22 protein-coding genes and 1 pseudogene are annotated in these 22,685 nt (G+C 67.8%); 7 read left to right on the forward strand and 16 right to left on the reverse strand.

The window, feature by feature from the left end; genetic code table 11:
* Positions 1 to 34: 34 nt before the first annotated feature.
* From BLV97_RS05795 to BLV97_RS05830, 8 genes and pseudogenes are all read right to left on the reverse strand, one after another.
* A pseudogene (locus BLV97_RS05795) lies at positions 35 to 1,401 on the reverse strand (transposase).
* 283 nt (positions 1,402 to 1,684) lie between these two features.
* On the reverse strand, positions 1,685 to 2,203 hold the full coding sequence (gene msrA, locus BLV97_RS05800) for a peptide-methionine (S)-S-oxide reductase MsrA (protein WP_035843427.1): 519 nt from the start codon (positions 2,201 to 2,203) through the stop codon (positions 1,685 to 1,687).
* Positions 2,200 to 2,655 (reverse strand): peptide-methionine (R)-S-oxide reductase MsrB, encoded by a 456-nt coding sequence (gene msrB / locus BLV97_RS05805; RefSeq protein WP_035843423.1) that lies wholly within the window; start codon positions 2,653 to 2,655, stop codon positions 2,200 to 2,202. Before msrB ends, msrA begins: the two co-directional genes overlap by 4 nt.
* A 221-nt stretch (positions 2,656 to 2,876) precedes the next feature.
* Positions 2,877 to 3,599 (reverse strand): RlmE family RNA methyltransferase, encoded by a 723-nt coding sequence (locus BLV97_RS05810; protein WP_035843528.1) that lies wholly within the window; start codon positions 3,597 to 3,599, stop codon positions 2,877 to 2,879.
* A 193-nt stretch (positions 3,600 to 3,792) separates the two neighbouring features.
* The gene (locus tag BLV97_RS05815; RefSeq protein ID WP_035843421.1) at positions 3,793 to 5,001 is read right to left on the reverse strand and encodes a beta-ketoacyl-[acyl-carrier-protein] synthase family protein; all 1,209 of its coding nucleotides are present in this window, start codon (positions 4,999 to 5,001) and stop codon (positions 3,793 to 3,795) included.
* 3 nt (positions 5,002 to 5,004) lie between these two features.
* Positions 5,005 to 5,271: an acyl carrier protein gene (locus BLV97_RS05820; protein ID WP_035843419.1), complete on the reverse strand. Its 267-nt coding sequence runs from the start codon at positions 5,269 to 5,271 to the stop codon at positions 5,005 to 5,007.
* A 58-nt stretch (positions 5,272 to 5,329) separates the two neighbouring features.
* Positions 5,330 to 6,412, reverse strand: coding sequence for a UDP-3-O-(3-hydroxymyristoyl)glucosamine N-acyltransferase (locus tag BLV97_RS05825; protein ID WP_035843417.1), 1,083 nt, complete (start codon positions 6,410 to 6,412; stop codon positions 5,330 to 5,332).
* A gap of 48 nt (positions 6,413 to 6,460) precedes the next feature.
* On the reverse strand, positions 6,461 to 7,978 hold the full coding sequence (locus tag BLV97_RS05830) for a L,D-transpeptidase family protein (protein ID WP_176992634.1): 1,518 nt from the start codon (positions 7,976 to 7,978) through the stop codon (positions 6,461 to 6,463).
* 569 nt (positions 7,979 to 8,547) lie between these two features.
* Here BLV97_RS05830 and mepK point away from each other — a divergent pair.
* Positions 8,548 to 9,114, forward strand: a complete 567-nt coding sequence (gene mepK, locus BLV97_RS05835; protein ID WP_035843388.1) for a peptidoglycan L,D-endopeptidase MepK — start codon at positions 8,548 to 8,550, stop codon at positions 9,112 to 9,114.
* A 114-nt stretch (positions 9,115 to 9,228) separates the two neighbouring features.
* On the opposite strand, the gene BLV97_RS05840 is transcribed toward mepK, so the two are convergent.
* Positions 9,229 to 9,414 carry a hypothetical protein gene (locus BLV97_RS05840; RefSeq protein ID WP_035843387.1) on the reverse strand — a complete coding sequence of 62 codons (186 nt, stop codon included), beginning with the start codon at positions 9,412 to 9,414 and terminating at the stop codon, positions 9,229 to 9,231.
* The gene (hpt, locus tag BLV97_RS05845; RefSeq protein WP_035843410.1) at positions 9,411 to 9,929 is read right to left on the reverse strand and encodes a hypoxanthine phosphoribosyltransferase; all 519 of its coding nucleotides are present in this window, start codon (positions 9,927 to 9,929) and stop codon (positions 9,411 to 9,413) included. The genes BLV97_RS05840 and hpt overlap by 4 nt, the downstream gene beginning before the upstream one ends.
* A 99-nt stretch (positions 9,930 to 10,028) precedes the next feature.
* Here hpt and BLV97_RS05850 point away from each other — a divergent pair, with 99 nt between their 5' ends.
* From BLV97_RS05850 to BLV97_RS05860, 3 genes are all read left to right on the forward strand, one after another.
* Positions 10,029 to 10,499, forward strand: a complete 471-nt coding sequence (locus BLV97_RS05850; protein WP_035843385.1) for a type II toxin-antitoxin system RatA family toxin — start codon at positions 10,029 to 10,031, stop codon at positions 10,497 to 10,499.
* Between the two features lie 179 nt (positions 10,500 to 10,678).
* Positions 10,679 to 11,146: a c-type cytochrome gene (locus tag BLV97_RS05855; protein WP_035843383.1), complete on the forward strand. Its 468-nt coding sequence runs from the start codon at positions 10,679 to 10,681 to the stop codon at positions 11,144 to 11,146.
* A 17-nt stretch (positions 11,147 to 11,163) separates the two neighbouring features.
* Positions 11,164 to 12,054 carry a cytochrome c gene (locus BLV97_RS05860; protein ID WP_035843381.1) on the forward strand — a complete coding sequence of 297 codons (891 nt, stop codon included), beginning with the start codon at positions 11,164 to 11,166 and terminating at the stop codon, positions 12,052 to 12,054.
* Between the two features lie 387 nt (positions 12,055 to 12,441).
* Here the strand turns inward: BLV97_RS05860 and lipA are convergent, their stop codons facing one another.
* Positions 12,442 to 13,392 carry a lipoyl synthase gene (lipA, locus tag BLV97_RS05865; RefSeq protein WP_035843378.1) on the reverse strand — a complete coding sequence of 317 codons (951 nt, stop codon included), beginning with the start codon at positions 13,390 to 13,392 and terminating at the stop codon, positions 12,442 to 12,444.
* Between the two features lie 357 nt (positions 13,393 to 13,749).
* Here lipA and BLV97_RS05870 point away from each other — a divergent pair, with 357 nt between their 5' ends.
* Complete coding sequence (locus BLV97_RS05870) at positions 13,750 to 14,445, forward strand: M48 family metallopeptidase (RefSeq protein WP_035843377.1); 696 nt, start codon at positions 13,750 to 13,752, stop codon at positions 14,443 to 14,445.
* Between the two features lie 9 nt (positions 14,446 to 14,454).
* Here the strand turns inward: BLV97_RS05870 and BLV97_RS05875 are convergent, their stop codons facing one another.
* From BLV97_RS05875 to BLV97_RS05885, 3 genes are all read right to left on the reverse strand, one after another.
* The gene (locus tag BLV97_RS05875; protein WP_035843375.1) at positions 14,455 to 14,994 is read right to left on the reverse strand and encodes an RSP_2648 family PIN domain-containing protein; all 540 of its coding nucleotides are present in this window, start codon (positions 14,992 to 14,994) and stop codon (positions 14,455 to 14,457) included.
* Entirely contained in the window at positions 14,991 to 16,202 is a 1,212-nt protein-coding gene (locus tag BLV97_RS05880; protein WP_035843373.1) for an RSP_2647 family RNA methyltransferase, read from the reverse strand. Before BLV97_RS05880 ends, BLV97_RS05875 begins: the two co-directional genes overlap by 4 nt.
* A gap of 238 nt (positions 16,203 to 16,440) precedes the next feature.
* Positions 16,441 to 16,623 carry an RSP_7527 family protein gene (locus BLV97_RS05885; RefSeq protein ID WP_035843371.1) on the reverse strand — a complete coding sequence of 61 codons (183 nt, stop codon included), beginning with the start codon at positions 16,621 to 16,623 and terminating at the stop codon, positions 16,441 to 16,443.
* Between the two features lie 188 nt (positions 16,624 to 16,811).
* Between BLV97_RS05885 and edd the strand changes: the two genes are divergently transcribed.
* Positions 16,812 to 18,617: a phosphogluconate dehydratase gene (gene edd, locus BLV97_RS05890; RefSeq protein ID WP_035843369.1), complete on the forward strand. Its 1,806-nt coding sequence runs from the start codon at positions 16,812 to 16,814 to the stop codon at positions 18,615 to 18,617.
* Between the two features lie 266 nt (positions 18,618 to 18,883).
* Positions 18,884 to 19,525, forward strand: a complete 642-nt coding sequence (gene eda, locus BLV97_RS05895) for a bifunctional 4-hydroxy-2-oxoglutarate aldolase/2-dehydro-3-deoxy-phosphogluconate aldolase (protein ID WP_035843367.1) — start codon at positions 18,884 to 18,886, stop codon at positions 19,523 to 19,525.
* Positions 19,526 to 19,549: 24 nt separating this feature from the next.
* Here the strand turns inward: eda and BLV97_RS05900 are convergent, their stop codons facing one another.
* Together BLV97_RS05900 and BLV97_RS05905 are read right to left on the reverse strand one after the other, a co-directional pair.
* On the reverse strand, positions 19,550 to 19,825 hold the full coding sequence (locus tag BLV97_RS05900; RefSeq protein WP_092163984.1) for a hypothetical protein: 276 nt from the start codon (positions 19,823 to 19,825) through the stop codon (positions 19,550 to 19,552).
* A 22-nt stretch (positions 19,826 to 19,847) separates the two neighbouring features.
* On the reverse strand, positions 19,848 to 22,640 hold the full coding sequence (locus BLV97_RS05905; RefSeq protein WP_035843362.1) for a [protein-PII] uridylyltransferase family protein: 2,793 nt from the start codon (positions 22,638 to 22,640) through the stop codon (positions 19,848 to 19,850).
* Positions 22,641 to 22,685 lie beyond the last annotated feature (45 nt).

The following is a 22,685-nucleotide window of genomic DNA, read 5'->3' on the forward strand; positions in this document are numbered from 1 at the left end:
CCGGCGCGCCATGCGGCGCGATCTTCCCGATGCCTTACGCCGTTGACTGTTTCAGCTTGGCGAGTTCGCGGAGGTTTTGGACGATTGCGGCGATGTGGAACCCGTCCTTGGCGGCGCTCGGAGGCGAAGACGGTCGAGACCGAGTATGCGCTTGAGGTGGGCGAAGAGCATCTCGACCTTCTTGCTGGCGCAACTGGAAGAGACATACGCATCGTTCGTGGCGATCTCCCGCGCCTTCTGGCGCGCGCGCTTCTGTCTTGACCGAGAGATTTTACGGGTCGCCTGGTTGGGTGTGCACCGGGGTTTCAGGGCACAGGCTGCCCAATCCCGCTTTCGGGCGAAGTATTTCTTGAAGCCGTCCTTGCCGAACTCCGGTCGCCCCTTCGAGATGTCTCGCCCATAGGGCTTCAGCGCATGGCTTCCGGGGGCAGCGGTATTCGTCTGCCGTTTCATCGAAGCTGAATCCAGTCGCCGGATACCCCCCGTCTTTGCGATCGGATTTGTCGAAGACCGGGATGTGCGGCTCTATGTCCTGGTCGTCGACCAGCCAGCCGGGCATTTCTGCGGCGCCGCAGGCGGTATCGGCGGCCAGCCGTGTCCGGGTGAAGGTCGAACCGTTCCCTGGTTCTCGTCAGCATGTCGCGGACGGCTCCGACCTCAGCCTGCCGGATCGGCACGGTGGCCTCAACGTCGACGATTATCGCGTTGTCCAGATCGACCAGGTAGTTGGTGCTGTAGGCGAAGAAGGGCCGGTCACCGTTGGCTCCGGTGAACCGCGCAGCGGGATCGGTGGGCGAGATCGCCTTCGGCTTTACCGGCGTCGCATCCCCGAATGCGGCGTCGTCGAGCATATCGAGGTATTCCTGCGTCGCTCGGCTGGCCCCATCTTCCGCCGGCCATTCCGAGAAGTCCGCCTTGGTGTAACGGCTGGCATCAGCCTTGATCAGCGAGGTGTCCGCCCCAAAGCTCTCGCCCCCCACGAGGCCCGCGGCGAGGCAGCGCGCCAGCACTGCCTGGAAGAGATGTCGGAACAGATTGCCCTCACGGAACCGCCCGCGCCGATTCTTCGAAAAGGTCGAATGATCGGGCACCGGGTCGGCCACGTCGAGCCGACAGAACCAGCGATACGCGAGGTTCAGATGGACCGCCTCGCAGAGCCGCCGTTCCGATCGAATGCCGAAGGCGTAGCCGACGATCAGCATCCGGACAGCATCCGGACCCTCAACTCGGGGGCGACCGATGGCCGCCCGGCTGTGCTGTGGAACGGCGTGAGATGGCGCCGCATATCGCCAAGAACGACAAAGCGGTCGACGCTTCTGAGCAGATGTCCGGCAGGGCATGGTCTTCTATCGTGAACTCGTAGAAGAGCGCCCCCTGCGCAACTTGCCGCGGCCCTATCATCGTCAATTCTCCCATGCCTCGGGAGAAGTGAAACACCAGCCGGGCCCTCGCTCAAGCGGAGCTTTTCAACACAATCTCCGCACAGCCGACATCCCTCGCAGACAGCCCCAGAAGATTCCGTCGGGAGCTGCTCTGTTCTACATGGTTTTCTGCCTACAAGACGTTCAGCCCCGAGCTGCACCATTCACTACAAACGCCTCTCCTGATCCTTTCATTGTTCCACAAATACGCCTGTGGCGCTGCAAATGCCGCAGGCGTATTTGTGGAACAATGAAAGCCAGGGCTATTCGGCCGCGTCGCGCCGCGGCAGCACCCAGTCGGGGCGCGGGTAGTGGCAGGTATAGCCGTTCGGGATCCGCTCCAGGTAATCCTGATGCTCGGGCTCGGCCTCCCAGAACTCGCGGGCGGGTTCGACCTCTGTCACCACTGGGCCGGGCCACAGCCCCGCGGCGTTGACATCGGCAATCGTATCCATCGCCACGGCCCTTTGCTCGGCGCCGAGATAGTAGATCGCCGACCGGTAGCTGAGCCCGCGGTCATTGCCCTGGCGGTTCGAAGTGGTCGGGTCGTGGATCTGGAAAAAGAATTCCAGAAGCCTGCGATAGCTGAGGGTATTGGGGTCGAATATCACCTCGATCGCCTCGGCATGGGTCCCGTGATTGCGGTAGGTGGCGTTGGGCACGTCGCCGCCGCAATAGCCCACCCGGGTGCGGATCACGCCGGGCAGCTTGCGGATCAGATCCTGCATCCCCCAGAAGCAACCACCCGCCAGAATCGCGGTTTCGGTATTGGCGTCGCTCATGTGGCGTCCTCCTGAAAAAGATGGCTAAAGGCACCGTAACCCTCGGCCTCCAGCTCCGCGGCCGGAATGAAGCGCAGCGCGGCGGAGTTGATGCAATAGCGCAGCCCCCCCCGCTCTCGCGGGCCATCGGGGAAGACATGGCCCAGATGGCTGTCACCATGGGCCGAGCGCACCTCGGTACGGATCATGCCAAGGCTGCGATCGGACAGTTCGACCACATGCTCGGGTTCGACGGGGCGGGTGAAGCTAGGCCAGCCACAACCTGAATCGAACTTGTCGCGGCTGGTGAACAAGGGCTCCCCGGAGACCACATCGACATAGAGGCCTTCGCCCTTGAAATCATGAAATTCGTTGGCAAAGGGCCGTTCGGTCCCGCTCTCCTGCGTCACCCGGTACTGCTCGGGGGTGAGGCGGGCGATGGCCTCGGCGGATTTGGCATAGGTCTTGGTCATGGCGCTTCCCTTCCCTGCTGGCCCATATGTGGGGCGACACGGCGGCTTCGTCCAGTGCGGATGCCGCAAGACAAGGAGGCCGCCCGCGCCGCGCCCAACCTCGTGCGAGGCGATCGCGCCGCCCGTGGGGTATTTTTCCCAAGGTGAAAGCAGAAGATGTCTTGCTGCCCTTCATCTTGGCGAAAATACTCCGGGGGTGCAGGGGGCAGCGCCCCCGCCGCCTATTCGGGACGACCGCGAAAGCCCTGGGCGACCACGAACTTTTCCGAACTGTCGGCGCGGCTGGCGGGCGGCTTCACGTTCACGACCTTGCGGAAAGCGCGCTTCAACTTGGCCTGCAGCGCGTTTTCTGCCCCGCCGGCCAGAACCTTGGCGACAAAGGTGCCGCCCTCTTCCAGAACGTCGAAGGCCAGCTCCGCCGCCGCCTCGCACAATGCCACGATACGCAGATGGTCGGTCTGCTTGTGCCCCGAGGAGGCCGCCGCCATGTCCGACATCACCACGTCCGCGCGGCCGCCCAGCCAGGCCTTGACCTTGTCGTCGGCGCCGTCCTCGAGAAAATCCAGTTGGTGGATCTCGGCGCCGGCGATCGGCTCGACCTCTTGCAGATCGACGCCCAGAACGGTGCCCACCGGCTTGCCCGACATTTCACCCAACGCATTGACGCGCGGCACCGCCACCTGGCACCAGCCGCCCGGCGCACAGCCCAGATCGACGATCCGTGCCCCGGGCACGAGGAAATTGAACTTCTCGTCCAGCTCCAGGATCTTGAAGGCGGCGCGCCCGCGAAAGCCCTCGGCCCGGGCGCGCTTGACGTAGGGGTCGTTCAACTGACGTTCCAGCCAGAGGGTCGAGCTGAGCTTGCGGCCCCGCGCGGTCTTGACCTTGACCCGCAGATCGCGCGCGCCGCGCCCGCTAGAGCCCTTGCCCGCGGTTCCGCCTATCCCCTTGCCGCCCTTCTTCGCGCTCACGTTCTTTCCCTTCGCCGCTGCCGCCGCCTACTAGCGCAAAGCCGCGCGGACAAGCCCCAAGCTAGCCCATATCGGCGCCCGGGTCGAAAAAATCCAGGCCCTGGCGCAGCGCCACCCGCCGGGGCCAGGGCCCGACGCCCGATGCCGGGCGCCCTGCCCCCGCCGATCACACCCGGCGCAGCGCCAGCACCGCGTTCATGCCGCCAAAGGCGAAGGCATTCGACAAGACCACCTCCACCTTCGCCTCGCGCGCCTCGTTCGGGACCACGTCCAGCGCGCATTCGGGATCGAATTCCTCGTAGCCGATGGTCGGCGCGATCACGCCCTCACGCAGCGCCATGATGCAGGCCAGCAATTCCACCGCCCCCGTGCCGCCGATCAGATGGCCATGCATCGACTTGGTGGACGAGATCATCAGCTTGTCGGCATGGTGGCCAAAGACATCGGCGACCGCGGCGCATTCGGTCTTGTCGTTCGCCGCCGTGCCGGTGCCATGGGCGTTGATATACCCCACCTCCTCACCGTTCAGGCGCCCGTCGCGCAGCGCCCCCGAGATCGCCCGCGCCGCCCCCTGCATCGAGGGCATGACGATATCGCCCGCGTCCGAGGTCATGGCGAACCCCACCACCTCGGCCAGGATCTCGGCGCCGCGGGCGCGGGCGTGTTCGTATTCCTCGAACACGAAGATCCCGGCGCCCTCGCCCTGGACCATGCCGTTGCGGTTGGCGCTGAACGGACGGCAGGCGTCGCGCGACATCACCCGCAGCCCTTCCCAGGCCTTGATGCCGCCAAAGCACAGCATCGATTCCGACCCGCCGGTGACCATCACCTTGGTCAGCCCCGAGCGGATCATCATGAAGGCCTGGCCCATGGCGTGGTTGGAACTGGCGCAGGCCGTGGCCACGGTGAAGCTGGGGCCCTTCAGGTTGAACGCCATCGACACATGGCTGGCGGCCGCGTTGTTCATCAGCTTGGGCACGACAAGGGGATGGACGCGGTTCTTGCCCTCTTCATAGACGGCGCGGTAATTCTCGTCCGAGGTGGTCAGCCCGCCGCCCGCCGTGCCCAGCACGACGCCTGCCTCGTAGCCCAGCCTGCCGTCGAAATCGAGCCCCGACTGGGCGATCGCCTCGCGCGCGGCCAGCAGGGTGAACTGGGTGAAGCGGTCGTAAAGCACGATCTGCTGGCGGTTGAAATGCGCCTCGGGGTCCCAGTCGTGGACCTGACCGCCGATGCGGATCGACAGCCGCTCGACATCGCGCAACTCCAGCGCGCCGATGCCGCAACGCCCCGACCGGAAGGCCGCCAGCGTGCCCGGCACGTCATGCGCCAGCGCATTGATCGTGCCCGCCCCGGTGATGACAACCCTGGCCACGCGTCAGCCCTTCTGGGCCTGAACCAGCCCCTCGACCGCCGCGATGATCGACGCGACGGAGGAAATGTCGAACGCGCTCTTGTCGGGTTCGTTGGCGTTGAAGGGAACCGTGATGTCGAAGCTTTCCTCGATCGCAAAGATCGATTCCACCAGGCCCAGGCTGTCGATCCCCAAGGTTTCGAGGGTCGACTCCATCTTCACGTCGCCGGGTTCCAGCACAGCCTGCTCGGCAATGATCGCGATCACCCTGTCCCTGACGCTCTCGGCCATGTTCTTCCTGTCCTTCCCTGCCCTGCATGCGCCCCGCGGCAGGCCCCGTTTACCCAGCCTAGCCGTCCTTTGAAACAGCTTTTTGCAGCTTCGCAACCTGCGCAAACAGGCGCGGCAGACGGCGCAGCGCCTTGTAGGCCTCGATGTTGGTTTCCATCTTCATCGCCGGATAGCCCATCACCGCGCGCCCCGACGGCACGTTCGACAACACCGCCGAGCCGCCGGCGCAGATCACGTCGTCGCCGATCAGCAGGTTGTCCGCGATCCCCGCCTTGCCGCCCATCACCAGCCGGTCGCCGGTGCGGGTGGATCCGGCGATGCCCGACTGCCCGGCCAGCAGGCAGTCGCGCCCCATGATGACGTTGTGGGCGATGTGCACCAGGTTGTCGATCTTGCAGCCCGATCCGATCTGGGTGTCGCGGATGGTGCCGCGGTCGATGCAGGCGTTGGCGCCCACCTCGCAATCATCGCCGATGGTGACGGCGCCCAGCGAATGGATGCGGGTCCAGCTTTGGGGGCGGATCTCGGTGCGCTCGTGCAGGGTGGCGCGAACCTCCTCGACGCCGGAACGTTCAGGGGTGACGAAGGAAAAGCCGTCGGCGCCGATCACCGCGTTGGGATGGGCGATGAAGCGCGCGCCGATCCGCACATGATGGCCGATGCGCACCCCGTCGAGCAACAGCGCGTCGTCACCGATCCGCGCCCCGGCCCCGATCGAGACATGCGCCGCGATGCGCGCGCGCGCGCCGATCACCGCGCCGGCCTCGACCACCACGAAGGGGCCGATGGCCGCATCTGCCCCGATCACCGCGTCGGGGGCGACGATCGCGGTCGGATGGATGCCCGGCGCGATCGCGGGGCCGGGATCCATCAGCCGCGTCAGCCCGGCCAGCGCATAGCGCGGCCGCGGCACATAGATCGCCGCCGCCAGCCCCAGCGCGCGCCAGTCCGCGCCCTCCCACAAGATCGCGGCGCGCGCCCGGCCCCGCGCCAGGCCCTCGGCATATTTGGGATCCATCGCCAGCGCGATCTCGTCCGGGCCGGCGGCGGCGGGTTCCGCCGGCCGCGTCACGATCAGGGCGGTGTCGCCCTCGGCCCGCGCGCCCAGGGCGGCGGCGATGTCTGCGATGCGGTAACCCATGGCTGTCCTCTTGCGCGGGGCGGGGCGTGGCGGCCCGTTGCGCAGGATTTAGCCCTGAACGTCGCCAAGCGCCACCCCGGCCTCGGACAGAGCGTTCCAGATCAGCGCGTCGCGGCCGTAGATGTCGTGCCGGTAGGTCATGCCGCCCTTGGGCGTCGGCCAGGCGGTGAAATAGGTCAGATGCACCGGCACCGGCTTTTCCAGCATGATCGTGGTTTCGCGGCCGGTGCGCAGCGCGCGCTGGAACACGCCCTTGGGGTCGCTGGTCTGGGGCGCCAGCAGCGTATAGGCCAGATCGAAGGGATCGTTCAGCCGGATGCAGCCGTGGCTGAAGGCGCGGGTTTCATGCCGGAACAGCGATTTCGCCGGGGTGTCGTGCAGATAGATGTTGAAGCGGTTGGGGAACATGAACTTCACCAGCCCCAGCGCGTTGCGCCGCGACGGCGGTTGCTTGATCTCGTAGGGAAAGGTCTTCTGGGTGTATTGGGAAAAGTCGATCGTGCTGCGATCGACGACCTGCCCCTTGGCGTTGACGATGTTGAGATAGCTCACCGCGTTGGGGTTCTTCTGCAGCATCGGCAGATATTCCTTGGTCGCGATCGAGCGCGGCACGTTCCACACCGGATTGACGATCATGAACTTGATCGAATTTGAAAATTCCGGGCTGCGGGTATCGCCGTCATTCTTGCCCACGATCGCCCGGGTCGAGAAGACGGTCTTGCCGTCATCCACCACGCGGGCGGTGAAATCGGCCTCGTTCACCCAGACATAGCGCTTGCCCCAGGGCATGTTCAGCCAGCGCAGGCGTTCCAGCGCGACGACGATCGATTTCAGCCGGTCGGTGGCCGAGGTGTTGATCTCGCGCAAGGTGTCGGGCCCGGCCACGCCGTCGGGGTCAAGCCCGTGATCGTCCTGGAACAGCTGCACCGCGGCCTGCAGGTCGCCGTCATAGCTGGCCAAGGCCGTGCGGCCCAGATAGCCCATCGCCATCAGGCGGTTGCGCAGCGCCACCACCGCCGGGCCGGTATCGCCCGGGCGCAGCTTGTCGGCATGCACGGTCGGGCCCCAGCCGCCCTCGGCGATCAGCCGCTGCATGTCCAGCTTGGCCTTCACCAGACGGCGGTATTGCGGCATCTGCGGCGGCAGTTCCGCCAGATAGGCCGCCGGGTCGGAGGCGGCGAAATTCTCGATCGTCTTCAGCGGATCGCGCAGCGGCACATCCATCGCCAGATCCGGGCTGACCGAGGCCGGACGCAGCACCCCGGTCTGCACGTCATGGGCATAGCGCAGGAAGGCGCGGCTCATCCGGGCCTCCAGCCGCGCGCGGTCGCCCTCGGTCTGGACGGCGCGGAAATCCTGGGCCAGCTTGACCGGATCGTAGCGTTCCTGCGGCAGGCCCTGGGCGCCGGCGGTGGCGATCGCGTCGAAGAAGGCCTGACGGCGGGGCGCGTCGCCCATGCCCGTCCAAAGCGGGCGGTCGTCGCGGGCGCGGTAGAAATCGACCAGCACCCTGTCACCGGCGATCGCCACGGCCAGCGCCTGCCGGAAGGCGGAAATCCGGGGCATCGCCTCGGATCCCGGCACACCGGCTTGGGTCAATCCGGATTGCGCGGACACCTGGCCAACCCCATCCGCCGCCAGGGCCGGGCCGCCGGCTAGCAGGGTGCACAACGCAAACGCTGCGGTCCGGCGGCTGAAGAGGGAAGCGCGGATCGACATGGCGGCCTCGCTGAAAGGTTCAAGTTCGTCAGCGCAGAGTCCGGCATTTACGCGGCCAAGTCCATGGCTTACGGGCCGTGGCTGCTTGCGCTGTCGCGTTTTCGCAACGCCCGCCGGCAGATGCGCCCCGGGGGCGGCGTGCCCGGGCAACTGCCATGGCCGACGACCCGGCTGCCCGGCCAGATGCGCCGATTGCGCATCCGTCGTCGCCCCTTGGTGAGCGCGACCGGATAGGGCTACTGCTTTCGGGTTAAGCAAATTTTTGCCGATTCGGCGCTAGGGTGCAAAAATATGGAAACCCCGTGTTGGGAATGCAAGATCTCTGTGTCATACCAGTGTCGCGACTTGGGGAAAACGGCCACAGACCCTGAAACAACAGGGCCTTGACGACTTAGCAGACTGGACAGGCGATCCACATGACCAAACAGAATTCGGGCCTCACCCGGCGAGGCTTGCTAGGTGCGTTCGCGCTGACGACCGTTGCCGCCGCACCGACCTATGCGAACGCTTTCGGCCTGTTGCGCGGGGCCGGTGACGTCCGGCGGATAAAGATGTATTCCGGGCGCACCGGCGAAAGCATCGATACGATCTATTGGGTGGATGGCAAGTACATCCCCGAAGCTCTGGACGAAATCACCTATTTCATGCGCGACTGGCGCACCGACACGATCAAGCGCATCGATCCCCGCACCGTTGACATCGTCGCGGCCACCCATGCGCTGCTGGATGTAGACGAAAGCTATATGCTTCTGTCGGGGTACCGATCGCCGCAGACCAACGCGATGCTGCGCCGCCGGTCGCGTGGCGTGGCCAAGCATTCACTGCACATGAAGGGCGAAGCCGCCGATCTGCGCCTGCAGGACCGCACGGTCGCCCAGATCTACCGCGCCGCACTGTCATGCCGGGCGGGGGGCGTGGGCAAATACACCCATTCCGACTTCGTGCACATGGATTGCGGCCCGGTCCGCACCTGGGGCGCCTGACGCGTTCGTCCGCCCCAACCTACACATCGGGCGCCCTTGGGCGCCTTTTTTCTTGCCCCGCGACCCTGCCGGCGCCGACACCGCGCGATACGCGCCTCCGTCGCGGGCGGCCCGTCAAGGCCGGTGCCAGCCTCCGCGCCAGCCGCCATGCAGCCGCGCCCAGTCAGGCCACAGCCCGGACCGCGCCAACGCCACGATCACCAGGCAGATCACCACCACGGCGATCACGAACACCACCTGCCGCCCGCCCGGCGGATGCCGCGCCCAACGCGCCAGACGGATCAGCCAGAACGGGTTCATTCCCCGTCCCCGGTGAACCGCACCTTGCCGATATAGGGCAGGTTGCGGTTGCGCTGCGCAAAGTCGATACCGTAGCCCACGACAAATTCATCGGGGATCTCGAACCCGGTCCAGGTGGCGCGCACATTCGCCTCGCGCCGCGAGGGCTTGTCCAGCAGCGCGCAGACCTCCAGCCGCGCCGGTTCGCGGCTGCGCAGCAGCCCCACCACATGCTGCAACGTGAATCCGGTGTCGACGATATCCTCGACCACCAGCACGTCGCGCCCATGAACTTCGCCCCGCAAGTCCTTGAGAATACGAACCTCGCGAGAGCTTTCCATGCCATCCCCATAGGATGAGGCCTCAAGAAAATCGACCTCGACCGGCAGGTCGATCTCGCGTACCAGATCGGCGATGAAAACGAAGGAGCCGCGCAACAACCCCACCACCACCAGCTTGTCCGTACCCTGAAAATGACGCGTGATCTCGCGCGCCAGGGCTTCGACCCGGGCGGCGATCGCCTTGGCCGAGATCATCTCGTCTATCACATAGGGTTTCGACACTGGAACCGCCCCTTGATTTCGGGGGTAGAACTAAAGACATTCCCCCCTCACGTCACGAAGAACGATTGCCACATGCCGACACATCAGGAAACCCGGGTCCTGCCCTACAGCGCGCAGGAAATGTATGATCTCGTCGCCGATGTGGGCTCTTACCCGAAATTTCTGCCCTGGACGGCGGCGGCGCGAATCCGCAAGCGCTGCCCGCGACCGGACGGATCCGAGGTAATGGAGGCCGATCTGGTCATCGCCTTCAAGGTGTTTCGCGAACGCTTCGGCAGCCGCGTGGTGCTGTGGCCCGAGCAGATGAAGATCGACACCGAATATCTGGATGGCCCGTTTCGCTACATGAAAAGCAACTGGGCCTTCCGCGACCGCCCGGGCGGCGGCTGCGAGGTGGATTTCTTCGTCGATTTCGAATTCAAGAACGCGATCTTGCAGAAGGTGATCGGCGTGGTCTTCAATGAGGCCGTGCGGCGCATGGTGCGCGCCTTCGAAGCCCGCGCAGAGGTCCTGTACGGCAAGCGCCCCGCCCCCGAAGACTAAGCGCCGCCGCCCCTGCCCGCCGGGTTTTGCCCCCCCTGCCCGCCGCCCCGTTACCACGCGGGGCGCACATCGCCTGTGCGGGCATGCACAATGCCGCGCCGCGTAATGTGATCGGGGCTTTCCCAGTGCCTGTTAGACTATGCGGACCGGACCGGATCGGATGACAGGGAGGATCTGCAATGAAGCTTCTGAACCCCGCGATCATCGTGGCGGCTGTCCTTACCGCGGGCAGTGCCATGGCCGGCCCCTTCGACCGTGCGATCGAGGCGCGTCAGGGGCTGATGGACAACCTCGCCTTCAACCTTGGCATCCTGGGCGGAATGGCCAAGGGGGCGATCCCGTATAACGCCGCCGCGGCCAAGACGGCGGCGGACAACCTGGTGACGCTGACCACGTTGAACATGGGTGCCTACTGGCCCAAGGGCAGCGACGACGAAGCCCTGAAGAACAACGACGTCAAGACCCATGCCCTGCCCGCGATCTGGGAAAAAGAGGGCGCGTTCATGGATCATTACAAGACCCTGCATGATGCGAGCCTGAAGATGCAGGCCGCGGCCGGCTCTGGCCAAGCGGGCATCCAGGGTGCGATCCGAGCGGTGGGCGGAGCCTGCGGCGCCTGTCACAAGGCCTTCCGCGCGCCCGAATAAGCCGAAGGGTGCCCGCGATGCGCCGCCTGCTTGTGCTGCTGGCCTCGCTTTTGCTTCTGGGCCTGGTGGCGTTCTGGTACGTCACCCGTCCCGATCCGCTGCCGCCCCGGGCGATGGCGGGGCTGACCGGGGATCCGCAGCATGGAAAGCTGGTGTTCTGGGCCGGCGGCTGTGCGTCGTGCCACGCGGCCAAGGGGGCCACGGGGGCCGATCTGTTGAAGCTGGGGGGCGGACGGGCGCTGGTGACGGCCTTCGGGACGTTCCATGTGCCCAACATCTCTCCGGACCCGAAGGACGGGATCGGCGACTGGACCTTGCAGGATTTCGGCAATGCCCTGCTGCGCGGGCTGCGCCCCGACGGCGCGCATCTGTATCCCGCCTTTCCCTATACCAGCTACAACAAGATGACGCGGCAGGACGTGGCCGATCTTTGGGCCTATCTGCGCACGCTGCCGGCGATCGCCAAGCCCGACAAGCCGCACGACCTGCGCTTCCCCTTCAACATCCGGCGCCTGGTGGGGGGCTATGATTTCCTTTACGCGTCGAAGGCCTGGGTGGTGACCGGCGAACTGACCCCGCAAGAGATGCGCGGCCGCTATCTGGCCGAGGCGGTGACCCATTGCGGCCAGTGCCACACCCCGCGCAACATGCTGGGCGCGATGGAAACCTCGCGCTGGCTGGCGGGCGCGCCGAACCCCGACGGCCAGGGCCGCATCCCCAACATCACGCCGGCACATCTGAAATGGTCGACGACGGATATCGAGGCCTTCCTGACCACCGGCCTGACGCCGGATTATGACAGCGCCGGCGGCCAGATGGCCGATGTGGTGCAGAACCTGGCGCATCTGCCGAAATCCGACATCGCCGCGATCGCCGCCTATCTGAAGAAGGTGCCGCCGGTGAAGTGAGGCGCCGTCGTCGGATCGGCGCAGGTCGGTCTGTTTCGCGCAGTGTCGCGAAGCCGAAGGGCCAAGCCCATACCCCGGCTTTTCGAGACTTTTGCATCGCGCGTCACGGGGAACGGCGCACAGGCTGCGCCGGCCGTAAAACCAGCGCGATCTTGAGCAACGGTATGGTTATTCCATTTGAACTTGTCGTTCCGGGCCACCCTCATCTGAAAGGGTTCCTTTCGCGCCCCGCCCGCGCTTGGCGCGCATCAGACCCTGCGTTTGAAGATCAGGGTCGAGCCGGCCGACGCATAGCCCGCCCGGCCGTCCCCAAAGCATCGCGCGCTCTGCACACATATGCAGCCAACCCGTCCTTCCGTGGGCCGCGGGGCGTGCCGGCCCCCGTGCCTAGGCCTGCCCCAGCTTCTTCAGACGGGTCTCGCGCATGCGGGCGAAATCATCGCCAGCGTGATAGCTGGACCGGGTCAGCGGCGTGGCCGAAACCATCAGGAAACCCTTGCCCCAGGCGGCCTTCTCATAGGCCTTGAATTCCTCGGGCGTGATGAAGCGCGCCACCGCGTGGTGCTTGGGCGTGGGCTGCAGATATTGCCCGATGGTCAGGAAATCGACCCCGGCCGAGCGCATGTCGTCCATCACCTGGCGCACCTGCGCGGGTTCCTCGCCCAGGCCCACCATCAGGCCCGACTTGGTGAACATCGCCGGGTCCAACTCCTTCACCCGCTGCAACAGGCGCAGGCTGTGGAAATAGCGCGCCCCGGGCCGGACCGACGGATAAAGCCCCGGCACGGTTTCGAGATTGTGGTTGAAGACATCGGGGCGCGCCTCGACCACCATTTCCAGCGCCGAGGGCGCACATTTCAGGAAATCCGGCGTCAGCACCTCGATCGTGGTGCCGGGTGCGCGGTGGCGGATGGCGCGGATCGTCTGGGCGAAATGCTCGGCGCCGCCGTCTTCCAGATCGTCGCGGTCGACCGAGGTCACCACCACATGTTTGAGGCCCAGTTGTTCCACCGCATGGGCCACCCGGCCGGGCTCGAACGCGTCCAGCGTGTCTGGGCGTCCGGTGGCGACGTTGCAGAAGGTGCAGCCGCGGGTGCAGATCTCGCCCATGATCATCATGGTGGCGTGGCCCTGAGACCAGCATTCGCCTACATTGGGACAGCCGGCCTCTTCGCAGACGGTGACCAGCTTTTGGTCGCGCATGATGTCGCGGGTCTTCTTGTAGCCCTCGCTGGTCGGGGCCTTGACGCGAATCCAGGCGGGTTTCCTGGGCTGGGCGTTGTCGGCGCGGTGGGCCTTTTCGGGATGGCGCTGGCCGGGGATGCTGAGGTCGCGCATCGGGCGCTCCTGATCGCTGGGGGTTCGCGCCAGACATAGGCCCTTTGGCAGCAAAGGGCAATTGCGCGGCGCGCATGGCGGGTGGCCGGCGAAAGGGGGGACACCTGACACCAAGCCCAATGCAGCCCGATGCACGCCGGGACACGCCGGGACACGCCCCGCACAAGCGTGCCTCCGACGCGGTCGGCTGGCGCTTCGATGCTCTCGAAACCGCCCGGGCGAAGGGGGATGCTGAACCATACATGGCGAAGCGCCCCCGCCGAGGCGCGCTACCCCACGGGCATGCGCGCGCCCTGCTCGCTCCAAGCCCGGAACTCCACACTGGCGTCAGCGTCCGCGAGGCGCCATATCTTGTCCATGATCCGATTTCTTCCGCTTCTGATCGCCCTGATCGTCGGCTATGCGACCTGGCGGCTGTCGGCCTGGCAGACGGCCAAGACGCTTGACCGCCAGTCCGAACCGCTGCGCGACCCCACCCTGGCGCCCCTGCTTGAACGCATGGCGCAGGCGCTGGGGGTCAAGCGCATCGCGGTGAACATGTACCGCATCGCGCCGGTGAACGGCCTGGCGGCGCCGGACGGGCGGATCTTTCTGACCCAGGGCTTCGTCGACCGCTACCGGGCCGGCGAGGTGACGGCCGAGGAACTGGCCAGCGTCATCGCGCATGAGCTGGGCCATGTCGCGCTGGGGCACGCGCGCCGGCGGATGATCGATTTCTCGGGCCAGAACGCGATGCGCATGGCGCTGGGGATGGTGCTGTCGCGGATCCTGCCGGGGGGCGGGATGTGGCTGGCGAACATGGCCACCCGGCTGCTGGCCGCCACGCTGAGCCGCAAGGACGAATACGAGGCCGACGCCTATGCGAGCGCCCTGCTGACCAAGGCCGGGATCGGCACCGCGCCGCAGAAATCGCTGTTTCGCAAGCTAGAGGCCCTGACCGGCGGCCCGGGCGGCGGCCCGGTGCCCGCCTGGCTGATGTCGCATCCCCACACCCGGGATCGCATCCGCGCCATCGAGGCGATGGAGGACCGCTGGGCCAAGGTCACGGGCTAGGCCAGCGCTTCAGGCCAGCGCCTTGCCCAGCCGCGGCAGCCGCGCGCGCTTCATCAGCGGGCGCAGGGGTTGCGAGGTGCCCGACAGGCGTTCGGCCTCGGCCCGGACAGCTTCGACCACCTCGTCCACCGCATCCGGCGCGGCCTCGTGCAGCGCCAGCAGGAACTGGTCGGGATCGCGGCGGTCAAGGCCTTCCTCGGCCAAGGTGGCGCGGGGGAAATCGCGCGCGTTGAAGGTGACGATCAGATCGGCATTGCCGGCGATCGCGGCCCCCAGCACATGCACGTCATCGGGATCGGGCAGGTAAAGGCGCCGCTCCAACCCCGGCGCGGCGACCACCTCGGCCCCCGGAAACCGGACCCGAAGGGCGGCGATCTCGCCCCGCGCGACGGTCTCGGCGCCGGGGCCCAGCTTTACCGTGGCGCGGGCCCATTCCTCAAGGATGCGCGCCGACCACAGCGGCGTATAAAGGCCGCGCGCGGCGCAACCGGTCAGGATCTCTCGCAGTACCGTGGGGTAAAGTACGCAGGCGTCCAGCACCGCCCTCACGGTAGCAACCGGTAGAACAGCGCCTTGAGATACCCCGATTCCGCCAGATGCGGCATCAGCGGATGGTCCGGCCCGGCGAACCCGGTGTAGACGATCTGCCCGGTGCGGCCCGCGCGCCCGATACCACGGGTGCAGGCGGTCCGGAAAGCCCCCAGATCGGCGGCATGGGAACATGAACACAGCCCCAAAACGCCGCCCGGCGCCACCAGCGGCGCGGCCAGCTTCGCCACCCGCTCATAGGCGCGCAAACCTGCCTCCAGCGCCTGTTTCGAGGGTGCGAAAGCCGGCGGGTCGCAGATCACCAGATCGAATTGCGCACCCTCCGCGGCCAGGGCCTCCATCTGCGCGAAGGCGTCGCCCTGGCGGGTGGTAAAACGCGCCTCTGCGCCCATCGCCCGCGCCCCCTGCCCGGCCAGATCCAGCGCCGGCGCAGAGCTGTCGACCGCGGTCGCGGCCTCGGCCCCGGCGGCCAGCGCGGCCAGCGAGAAGCCGCCCACATGGGAAAACACATCCAACATGCGCGCGCCCTTGGCAAAGCGCTGCGCGAAGGCGTGGTTGGGGCGCTGGTCGAAGAACAGCCCCGTCTTCTGCCCACCCGTCACATCGGCCATGTAGGTCGCGCCGTTCATCGCCACCGGCACCGGCCCGGCGACCGCGCCTTGCAGCACCACGGTCTCTTCCGCCAAGCCTTCCAGCGTGCGCGACCGTCCGGTGCCGTTCTTGACGATGGTGGAAACGCCGGTGACCTCGGTCAGGGCCTCGGCCAGCGGCGCGATCAGGCGCTCGGCCCAGGCGGCGTTGGGCTGGATCACGGCAGTGTCGCCAAAACGGTCGATCACCACGCCGGGCAGGCCGTCGGCCTCGGCATGGACGAGGCGATAGAAGGGCGCGTCGAACAGCGTCTCGCGCAGCGCCAGCGCCCGGGTCAGGCGCCGGGCGAACCAGGCCCGGTCGATCTCGGCGCCGGGGTCGGCATCCAGCATCCGCGCGATGATCTTCGAATTCGGATTGACGGTGACCAACCCCATCGCGCGCCGGTCGGCATCCTCGAGCACCGCCAGCACGCCGGGTTCCAGCGCCCGGCTGCGCCGGTCGAGGACCAGCTCATCGGCATAGATCCAGGGAAAGCCGTGCCGCACGGCCCGCGCCCCCGCCTTGTTGGGACGCAGTCGGACGATAGGGCGGGCGGGGTGGGTTGCTTCGTTCATGGCCCCGTCCTAGCTGCTTCCGCCAGCGGCGGGAAGAGGTGGCATGATCTGCCTGGCCCTGCCCGCACAACAACGTGTCGCCCCCATGCCGGTTTCCACCGGAACGGCCCCCCGTCGCTCGCGCCTTCATCTTGGCAAAAATACTGAACGGGGCCGCCATTTGGCGCGCCATTGGTCCGAGCGACACTGGCGACGGGGTGTGAAACCCCCTGCCCCGCGCAGGCAGAGATCCCGCCGCCTAAGCCGCGCGCGGCTTACTTGCGATCGGCCTGGCAACCGGCGCAGTTCGCGCTGCGCGGTGGGCTGCCATACGGGCACGAAGCCCGGCGATCATCTCGGCCAAGGCCCGGGCGCGCAATTGCCGCGCCTCGCGCTCGATCGCAGCGTAATCCCGGCTGCGAAGAGTGTCAAAGCTGTTCATCGCAATTCTCCTGTGGAGTTCTCGCCTCCCTGGGCGCAATTTAGGTCATAATTGCTGACCTTGCTACGGCCCAACGGACAAGCCCGCCATGCAGTTCCCACATGGCGGCGCGACTTTCGCTTGCGCCCGCCTCAAGGATTTGTTAGCGCTAACGTATCCCAACAGACCTGCGACCCCAGGAGGATGCCATGCCGCTTCAATCCACGATCGCGCGGGTGACCGATCGGATCCGCGCCCGGTCGGCCGGACCGCGCCGGGCCTATCTCGACAAGATCGCCCGCGCGGCCCAGGAAGGCCCCCGCCGCGCCCATCTGAGCTGCGGCAACCAGGCCCATGCCTATGCGGCGACGGGGCCCGACAAGGACGCCCTCGCCCGGGGCCGCGCGCCGAACATCGGCATCGTCACCGCCTATAACGACATGCTCTCGGCGCACCAGCCGTTCGAGCGGTTCCCCGCGCTGATCCGCGAGGCCGCCCGCCGCGCCGGCGCCACCGCGCAGGTCGCGGGCGGGGTGCCGGCGATGTGCGACGGTGTCACCCAGGGTCAGCCGGGGATGGAGCTGTCGCTGTTCTCGCGCGACGTGATCGCGCTGGCGGCAGGCGTCGCGCTAAGCCACAACACCTTCGACGCGGCGCTTTACCTCGGCGTTTGCGACAAGATCGTGCCGGGGCTGGTGATCGCCGCGGCCACCTTCGGCCATATCCCGGCGCTGTTCCTGCCCGCCGGCCCGATGACCTCGGGCCTGCCCAATGACGAGAAATCCGCCGTCCGCCAGCGCTTCGCCGCCGGCGAGATCGGGCGCGACGAACTGATGGCGGCCGAGATGGCAAGCTACCACGGCCCCGGCACCTGCACCTTCTACGGCACTGCCAACACCAATCAGATGCTGATGGAATTCATGGGCCTGCACCTGCCCGGCGCCAGCTTCGTCAATCCGAACACGCCCTTGCGCGACGCGCTGACCGTGGCGGGCACAGAACGCGCAGCCGCGATCACCGCGCTGGGCAACGCCTATACGCCGGTGTCCGAGGTGCTGGACGAACGCGCCTTCGTCAACGGCATCGTCGGGCTGATGGCGACGGGCGGCTCTACCAATCTGGTGATCCACCTGCCCGCCATGGCCCGCGCCGCCGGGGTGATTCTGGATATCGAGGATTTCGCCGAGATCTCGGCGGTGACGCCCTTGATGGCCAAGGTCTATCCCAACGGCCTGGCGGATGTGAACCACTTCCACGCCGCCGGGGGCCTGGCCTATATGATCGGCGACCTGCTGGACGAAGGCCTGCTGCACCCCGACACCCGGACCGTGGCGGGCGAGGGCCTGGCGCTCTACACCCGCGAGCCGAAGCTGGCGGGCGGCGCGCTGGCCTGGCACGAGGGGCCGCGCGAAAGCCTGAACGACAAGATCCTGCGCCCGGCCGCGACGCCGTTCCAGCCCGAGGGCGGGCTGAAACAATTGTCGGGCAACCTCGGGCGCGGGGTGATCAAGGTCTCGGCCGTGGCGCCCGAACGCCATGTGATCGAGGCCAAGGCGCGCGTCTTCCACGACCAGGCCGAGGTAAAGGCCGCCTTCCAGGCCGGCGCGTTCACCGAGGACACGATCGTCGTCGTCCGCTTCCAGGGGCCGCGCGCCAACGGCATGCCGGAACTGCATTCGCTGACCCCGATCCTGTCGGTGCTGCTCGACCGCGGGCTGAAGGTGGCGCTGGTGACCGACGGGCGCATGTCCGGCGCCTCGGGCAAGGTGCCCGCGGCGATCCATGTCTCGCCCGAAGCCGCCACCGGCGGGCCGATCGCACGGCTGCGCGATGGCGACCGCGTGCGCCTTGACGCGGCCGCCGGAACGCTGATGGTGCTGGAACCCGATTTCGACGCACGCCCCCCCGCGACCGCCGATCTGTCGGATTACCACTCCGGGCTCGGGCGCGAATTGTTCGATACATTCCGCGCCAACGTCGGCCCTGCGACCGAAGGCGCCGGCGTCGTCGTCTGATCGTGCGGCACCGCCGGGACGCCCAAGGTTTACCGCCTTTGGCGAGGATCGGAGACCAGGATGAAAGGCATGGCAGCAAGGGCTAGCACGGCAACACGGGCGGAAAGACCGATGACAGCCCAAAAGGAATGCTTGCACTATCCCGCGCGCCCCGGGACAGGTCGAGCACCGCCGGCCCGCACTTCACCTTTCATCTTGGCACAAATACTCTCGCCGAAGGCTTCCGCCGTCACAACCCGCCCGCATTTCCGACGAAAGGCCCCGACATGACACCCCACGATGCCTCAACCCGAGCCGCCGAGATCTGCCGGCGCGCGCCCGTCATTCCCGTGCTGGTGATCGACGATCCCGCCCATGCCCGCCCGCTGGCCGAGGCGCTGGTCGCCGGCGGATTGCCTGTGCTGGAGGTGACGCTTCGCACCCCGGCCGCGCTTGAGGCGATCGCCGAGATGGCGCGCGTGCCCGGCGGCATCGTCGGCGCGGGCACGCTGATGGGCCCCGCCGATGTCGCCGCCGCGCAGGCCGCGGGCGCGGTCTTCGGGGTGTCGCCCGGGGCGACCGACCGGCTGCTGGACGCCTGCGAGGGCGCCGATCTGCCGTTGCTGCCCGGCGCGGCCACCGCAAGCGAGGTCATGGCCCTTTATGAGCGCGGCTACTTCATTCAGAAATTCTTCCCCGCCGAAGTGGCCGGCGGGGCCAAGGCGCTGAAGGCCCTGGGCGCACCGATCCCGCAGGTCAGCTTCTGCCCTACCGGTGGCGTGGCGCCGGCCAACGCGCGCGATTATCTGGCGCTGGAGAACGTGATCTGCGTCGGCGGCTCTTGGGTGGCCCCGAAGGCCATGATGGAAAGCGGCGATTGGGCCGGGATCACCGCCCTTGCGCGCGAAGCCGCCCGCCTTCCGGCCTGAGCCGCTTTCTCCGCCGACGCGCCCTCAGACCGGGTGGGAAGTGCGCCCGCCGCGCCCTCCCCGGCGGCGCGGCGCGGGGCCGTCCTGCAGCCCCTCGGTCAGCACCTTGGTCATCGGGTGGTCGGGGGTCTCCAGCCCATAGGTGGCAAGCAATACGCGCATTGCCTCGCGCGGATCGACCTGCGCATCCAGGCTCAGCGCCCAATCCACGAAGATCGAGCGGCACTCGCTGTCCGTGATCGTCTCGATCCGGTAACTTTCGCGCACCAGCCCCTTCGGGTCCGCCAAGTCGAGCCGCATCATGCCATGTCCCATCTGGTCCTCATCCGTCATCTTCCGCCCCCGGCAAGAGCCCAGAAATCGCACGGTCCGCCGCCGCCGTCCGCTCTGCCAGCGCCGCCGCAAGGTCTGATATCGACGCCGCGCCGGTTTCGCGCAGCAGAAAGGCACGCGCGCCGTCGCCGATCGTCCCGGGGTCAAGCGGGCGGGCGGTCAGCAGCCGATGCGCGGCGGTGATCCGCCAGCACAGCCGGTAGGCCGCCAAAAGCGCGCCTTCGGCCGCGGCGTCGATCAGCCCGGCGCGGCGCGCGGCGGCGATCTGCATCTCGACCCGGCGCGCCGGGCTGCCGGCGATCAGCGCGCCCATCTGCGCGGCCAGTTCCACCTCCATCATCCGCCCCGGGCCCAGCCGCGCCTCCCAGGCGCCCCGGCCCGGCTTGGCCGCGCGCAGCCGGGCGCGCATGTCGGTCACGTCGCGCCGCACCGCGCCGCCCTGCCCCTTTGCCGCCAGCAATTCGCGGCGGAAGGCCTCGATATCCGCGCCCAGGCCGGCGTCGCCCGCGATCGGGCGGGCGCGGGTCAGGGCCAGATGTTCCCAAGTCCAGGCCTCGGTCTGCTGATAGTCGCGAAACGCGGCCCAGGAGGTCGCCACCGGCCCCTGCCGCCCCGAGGGGCGCAGCCGCATGTCGACCTCGTATAGCCGGCCTTCCGCCATCGGCGCGGTCAGCGCGGTCACCAGCGCCTGCGTCAGCCGCGCGTAATAGGGCCGCACCGCCAGCGGGCGGCGCCCGTCCGAGGCCTCGGCGCCCTGGGCGTCGTAGATCACGATCAGGTCCAGATCGGAGGCCGCGTTCAGCCGCCCGGCGCCCAGGCTGCCCATGCCCAGCACCGCCGCCCCCCGGCCCGGCGGCGCACCATGCTTGGCCGCGAAATTGGCCACGCAGGCGGGCCACAGCGCGGCCAGCACCGCCTCGGCCAGTTCGGCATATTGCTTGCCGGCCTCGACGGCGTCGATCAACCCGCGCAGATGATGCACGCCGACGCGGAAATGCCATTCCTTGGCCCAGCGGCGCGCGGCATCAAGCTGACCCTCGTAATCCGCGGCCGTGGCCAGCCTTTCGGACAGCTCTGCCCGCAAGGCCGCGCCCCCAGGCCACGGCGCGAAAAAGCCGCCCCCCAGCACCGCGTCCAGCACACCCGCGTTGCGCGACAGGTACATCGCCAATTGCGGCGCGGTCGCGCAGATGTCGACGATCAGGTCGATCAGCGAGGGGTTGGCCTCGAACAGCGAAAACAGCTGCACCCCGGCGGGCAATCCGGCAAGAAAGCCGTCGAATGCACGCAGCGCTTCGGCGGTGTTCGCGGCCTGGGTCAGCCGCTGCAGGATCACCGGGCGCAGGCGATCGAAGATCTGTACCGCGCGAGAGGACCGCAGCGCCGGGTAATTCGCCCAGCCCTCGGCGATCTTGGCGTCCTCTGGGTCAAGCGGCGGCGCCTCGGGGCCGTCGTCAGGGGCAAAGAAGCCTTCGGTCAGCGTATCGACCCGTTCCAGCCGTTCGCGCAGCGCCGCGCGGAAGCGGGCGGTATCGGCCTGGCCGCACATGCACGCCAGACGGTCGAAGCCCTCGGGATTTGTGGGCAGCAGATGGGTCTGGGCATCCTGGACCATCTGCACGCGATGTTCGATTTCGCGGTGGGCGCGGTACTGGGCGGCCAGGTCCTGGCCGTCCTCGGCCGGCACCCAACCCGCCGCGACCAGCCGCGCCAGGCCCTCGACCGAGCCGCGCACCCGCAGGCTGGGGTCGCGCCCGCCGGCGATCAACTGGCGCGTCTGGGTGAAGAACTCGATCTCGCGGATGCCGCCGCGGCCAAGCTTCATGTCATGGCCTTCCAGCGCGATCGGCCCGGCCAGGCCCTTGTGGGCGCGGATCCGCAGGCGCATGTCATGGGCGTCCTGGATGGCGGCGAAATCCAGATGCTTGCGCCACACGAACGGGGTCAGCGAGGTCAGGAACCGCGCGCCCGCCGCCAGGTCGCCGCCGCAGGGACGGGCCTTGATATAGGCCGCGCGTTCCCAGGTGCGCCCGACGCTTTCATAATAGCTTTCGGCGGCGGCCATGGACAGGCAGACCGGGGTGACCGAGGCGTCGGGGCGCAGCCGCAGATCGGTGCGGAAGACATAGCCCCCGGGGGTGAGGTCCGACAGAAGCGCGGTCATCTTGCGGGTGACGCGGATGAAGGCCGCGCGGGCTTCTTGCGCGGCGACCGCGTCGTCGAAACGGGTCTCGTCGTAAAGGCAGATCAGGTCGATGTCGGAGGAATAGTTCAGCTCTGCCGCGCCCATCTTGCCCATCGCCAGCGCGACCATGCCCGCGGCGGTTTCGGCATCCTGCGCGCGGGCGCCGGGGATCTTGCCGCGCCGGATCTCATCGGCCACCAGGCGTTTCAGCGACAGATCCACCGCGCGGTCGGCCAGCCGGGTCAGCGCGCCGGTCACCTCCTGCAGCGCCCAGACCCCGCCCAGATCGGCCAGCGCCACCAGCAGCGCGATCCGCCGCTTGGCCTGGCGCAGTGCCTCGGCCAGCGCGTCCAGGGGCACGGCGCCAAGTGCGCGCAACTCGTCGTCGAGCGCGGCTTCGGGGGCGGCGAGAAGGGCGGCGCGGATCCAGTCGGCCTCGCGCGCGAGAAGGCCGCGCAGAAAGGGGCTGCAGCCGGCGGTGCCCGCGATCAGGTCGCCGATCTCGGGGGTCAGGTCGGCAAACGGCGCGCGCGCCTCCTGCCCCGCCTGGGGGTCGAAGGGGATCGGGCAGCGGGTCAGGCGGGCGGCGAATTCCATGCCGGCAAGATGGCGGCCGGGACGGATGGGGTCAATCGGGATCGG

Source organism: Allgaiera indica, from assembly GCF_900106675.1.
GTDB classification, from domain to species: domain Bacteria; phylum Pseudomonadota; class Alphaproteobacteria; order Rhodobacterales; family Rhodobacteraceae; genus Acidimangrovimonas; species Acidimangrovimonas indica.

Coding starts and splice junctions, on each gene's coding strand:
- BLV97_RS05850 (WP_035843385.1), top strand. CDS start 10,029: ATGCCGACACATCAGGAAACCCGGGTCCTGCCCTACAGCGCGCAGGAA.
- BLV97_RS05840 (WP_035843387.1), bottom strand. CDS start 9,414: ATGAACCCGTTCTGGCTGATCCGTCTGGCGCGTTGGGCGCGGCATCCG.
- hpt (WP_035843410.1), bottom strand. CDS start 9,929: ATGATCTCGGCCAAGGCGATCGCCGCCCGGGTCGAAGCCCTGGCGCGC.
- BLV97_RS05900 (WP_092163984.1), bottom strand. CDS start 19,825: ATGCGGCTCGACTTGGCGGACCCGAAGGGGCTGGTGCGCGAAAGTTAC.
- edd (WP_035843369.1), top strand. CDS start 16,812: ATGCCGCTTCAATCCACGATCGCGCGGGTGACCGATCGGATCCGCGCC.
- mepK (WP_035843388.1), top strand. CDS start 8,548: ATGACCAAACAGAATTCGGGCCTCACCCGGCGAGGCTTGCTAGGTGCG.
- BLV97_RS05855 (WP_035843383.1), top strand. CDS start 10,679: ATGAAGCTTCTGAACCCCGCGATCATCGTGGCGGCTGTCCTTACCGCG.
- BLV97_RS05870 (WP_035843377.1), top strand. CDS start 13,750: ATGATCCGATTTCTTCCGCTTCTGATCGCCCTGATCGTCGGCTATGCG.
- msrA (WP_035843427.1), bottom strand. CDS start 2,203: ATGAGCGACGCCAATACCGAAACCGCGATTCTGGCGGGTGGTTGCTTC.
- BLV97_RS05885 (WP_035843371.1), bottom strand. CDS start 16,623: ATGAACAGCTTTGACACTCTTCGCAGCCGGGATTACGCTGCGATCGAG.
- msrB (WP_035843423.1), bottom strand. CDS start 2,655: ATGACCAAGACCTATGCCAAATCCGCCGAGGCCATCGCCCGCCTCACC.
- BLV97_RS05830 (WP_176992634.1), bottom strand. CDS start 7,978: ATGCCCCGGATTTCCGCCTTCCGGCAGGCGCTGGCCGTGGCGATCGCC.
- BLV97_RS05880 (WP_035843373.1), bottom strand. CDS start 16,202: ATGAACGAAGCAACCCACCCCGCCCGCCCTATCGTCCGACTGCGTCCC.
- BLV97_RS05825 (WP_035843417.1), bottom strand. CDS start 6,412: ATGGGTTACCGCATCGCAGACATCGCCGCCGCCCTGGGCGCGCGGGCC.
- BLV97_RS05860 (WP_035843381.1), top strand. CDS start 11,164: ATGCGCCGCCTGCTTGTGCTGCTGGCCTCGCTTTTGCTTCTGGGCCTG.
- eda (WP_035843367.1), top strand. CDS start 18,884: ATGACACCCCACGATGCCTCAACCCGAGCCGCCGAGATCTGCCGGCGC.
- lipA (WP_035843378.1), bottom strand. CDS start 13,392: ATGCGCGACCTCAGCATCCCCGGCCAGCGCCATCCCGAAAAGGCCCAC.
- BLV97_RS05905 (WP_035843362.1), bottom strand. CDS start 22,640: ATGGAATTCGCCGCCCGCCTGACCCGCTGCCCGATCCCCTTCGACCCC.
- BLV97_RS05820 (WP_035843419.1), bottom strand. CDS start 5,271: ATGGCCGAGAGCGTCAGGGACAGGGTGATCGCGATCATTGCCGAGCAG.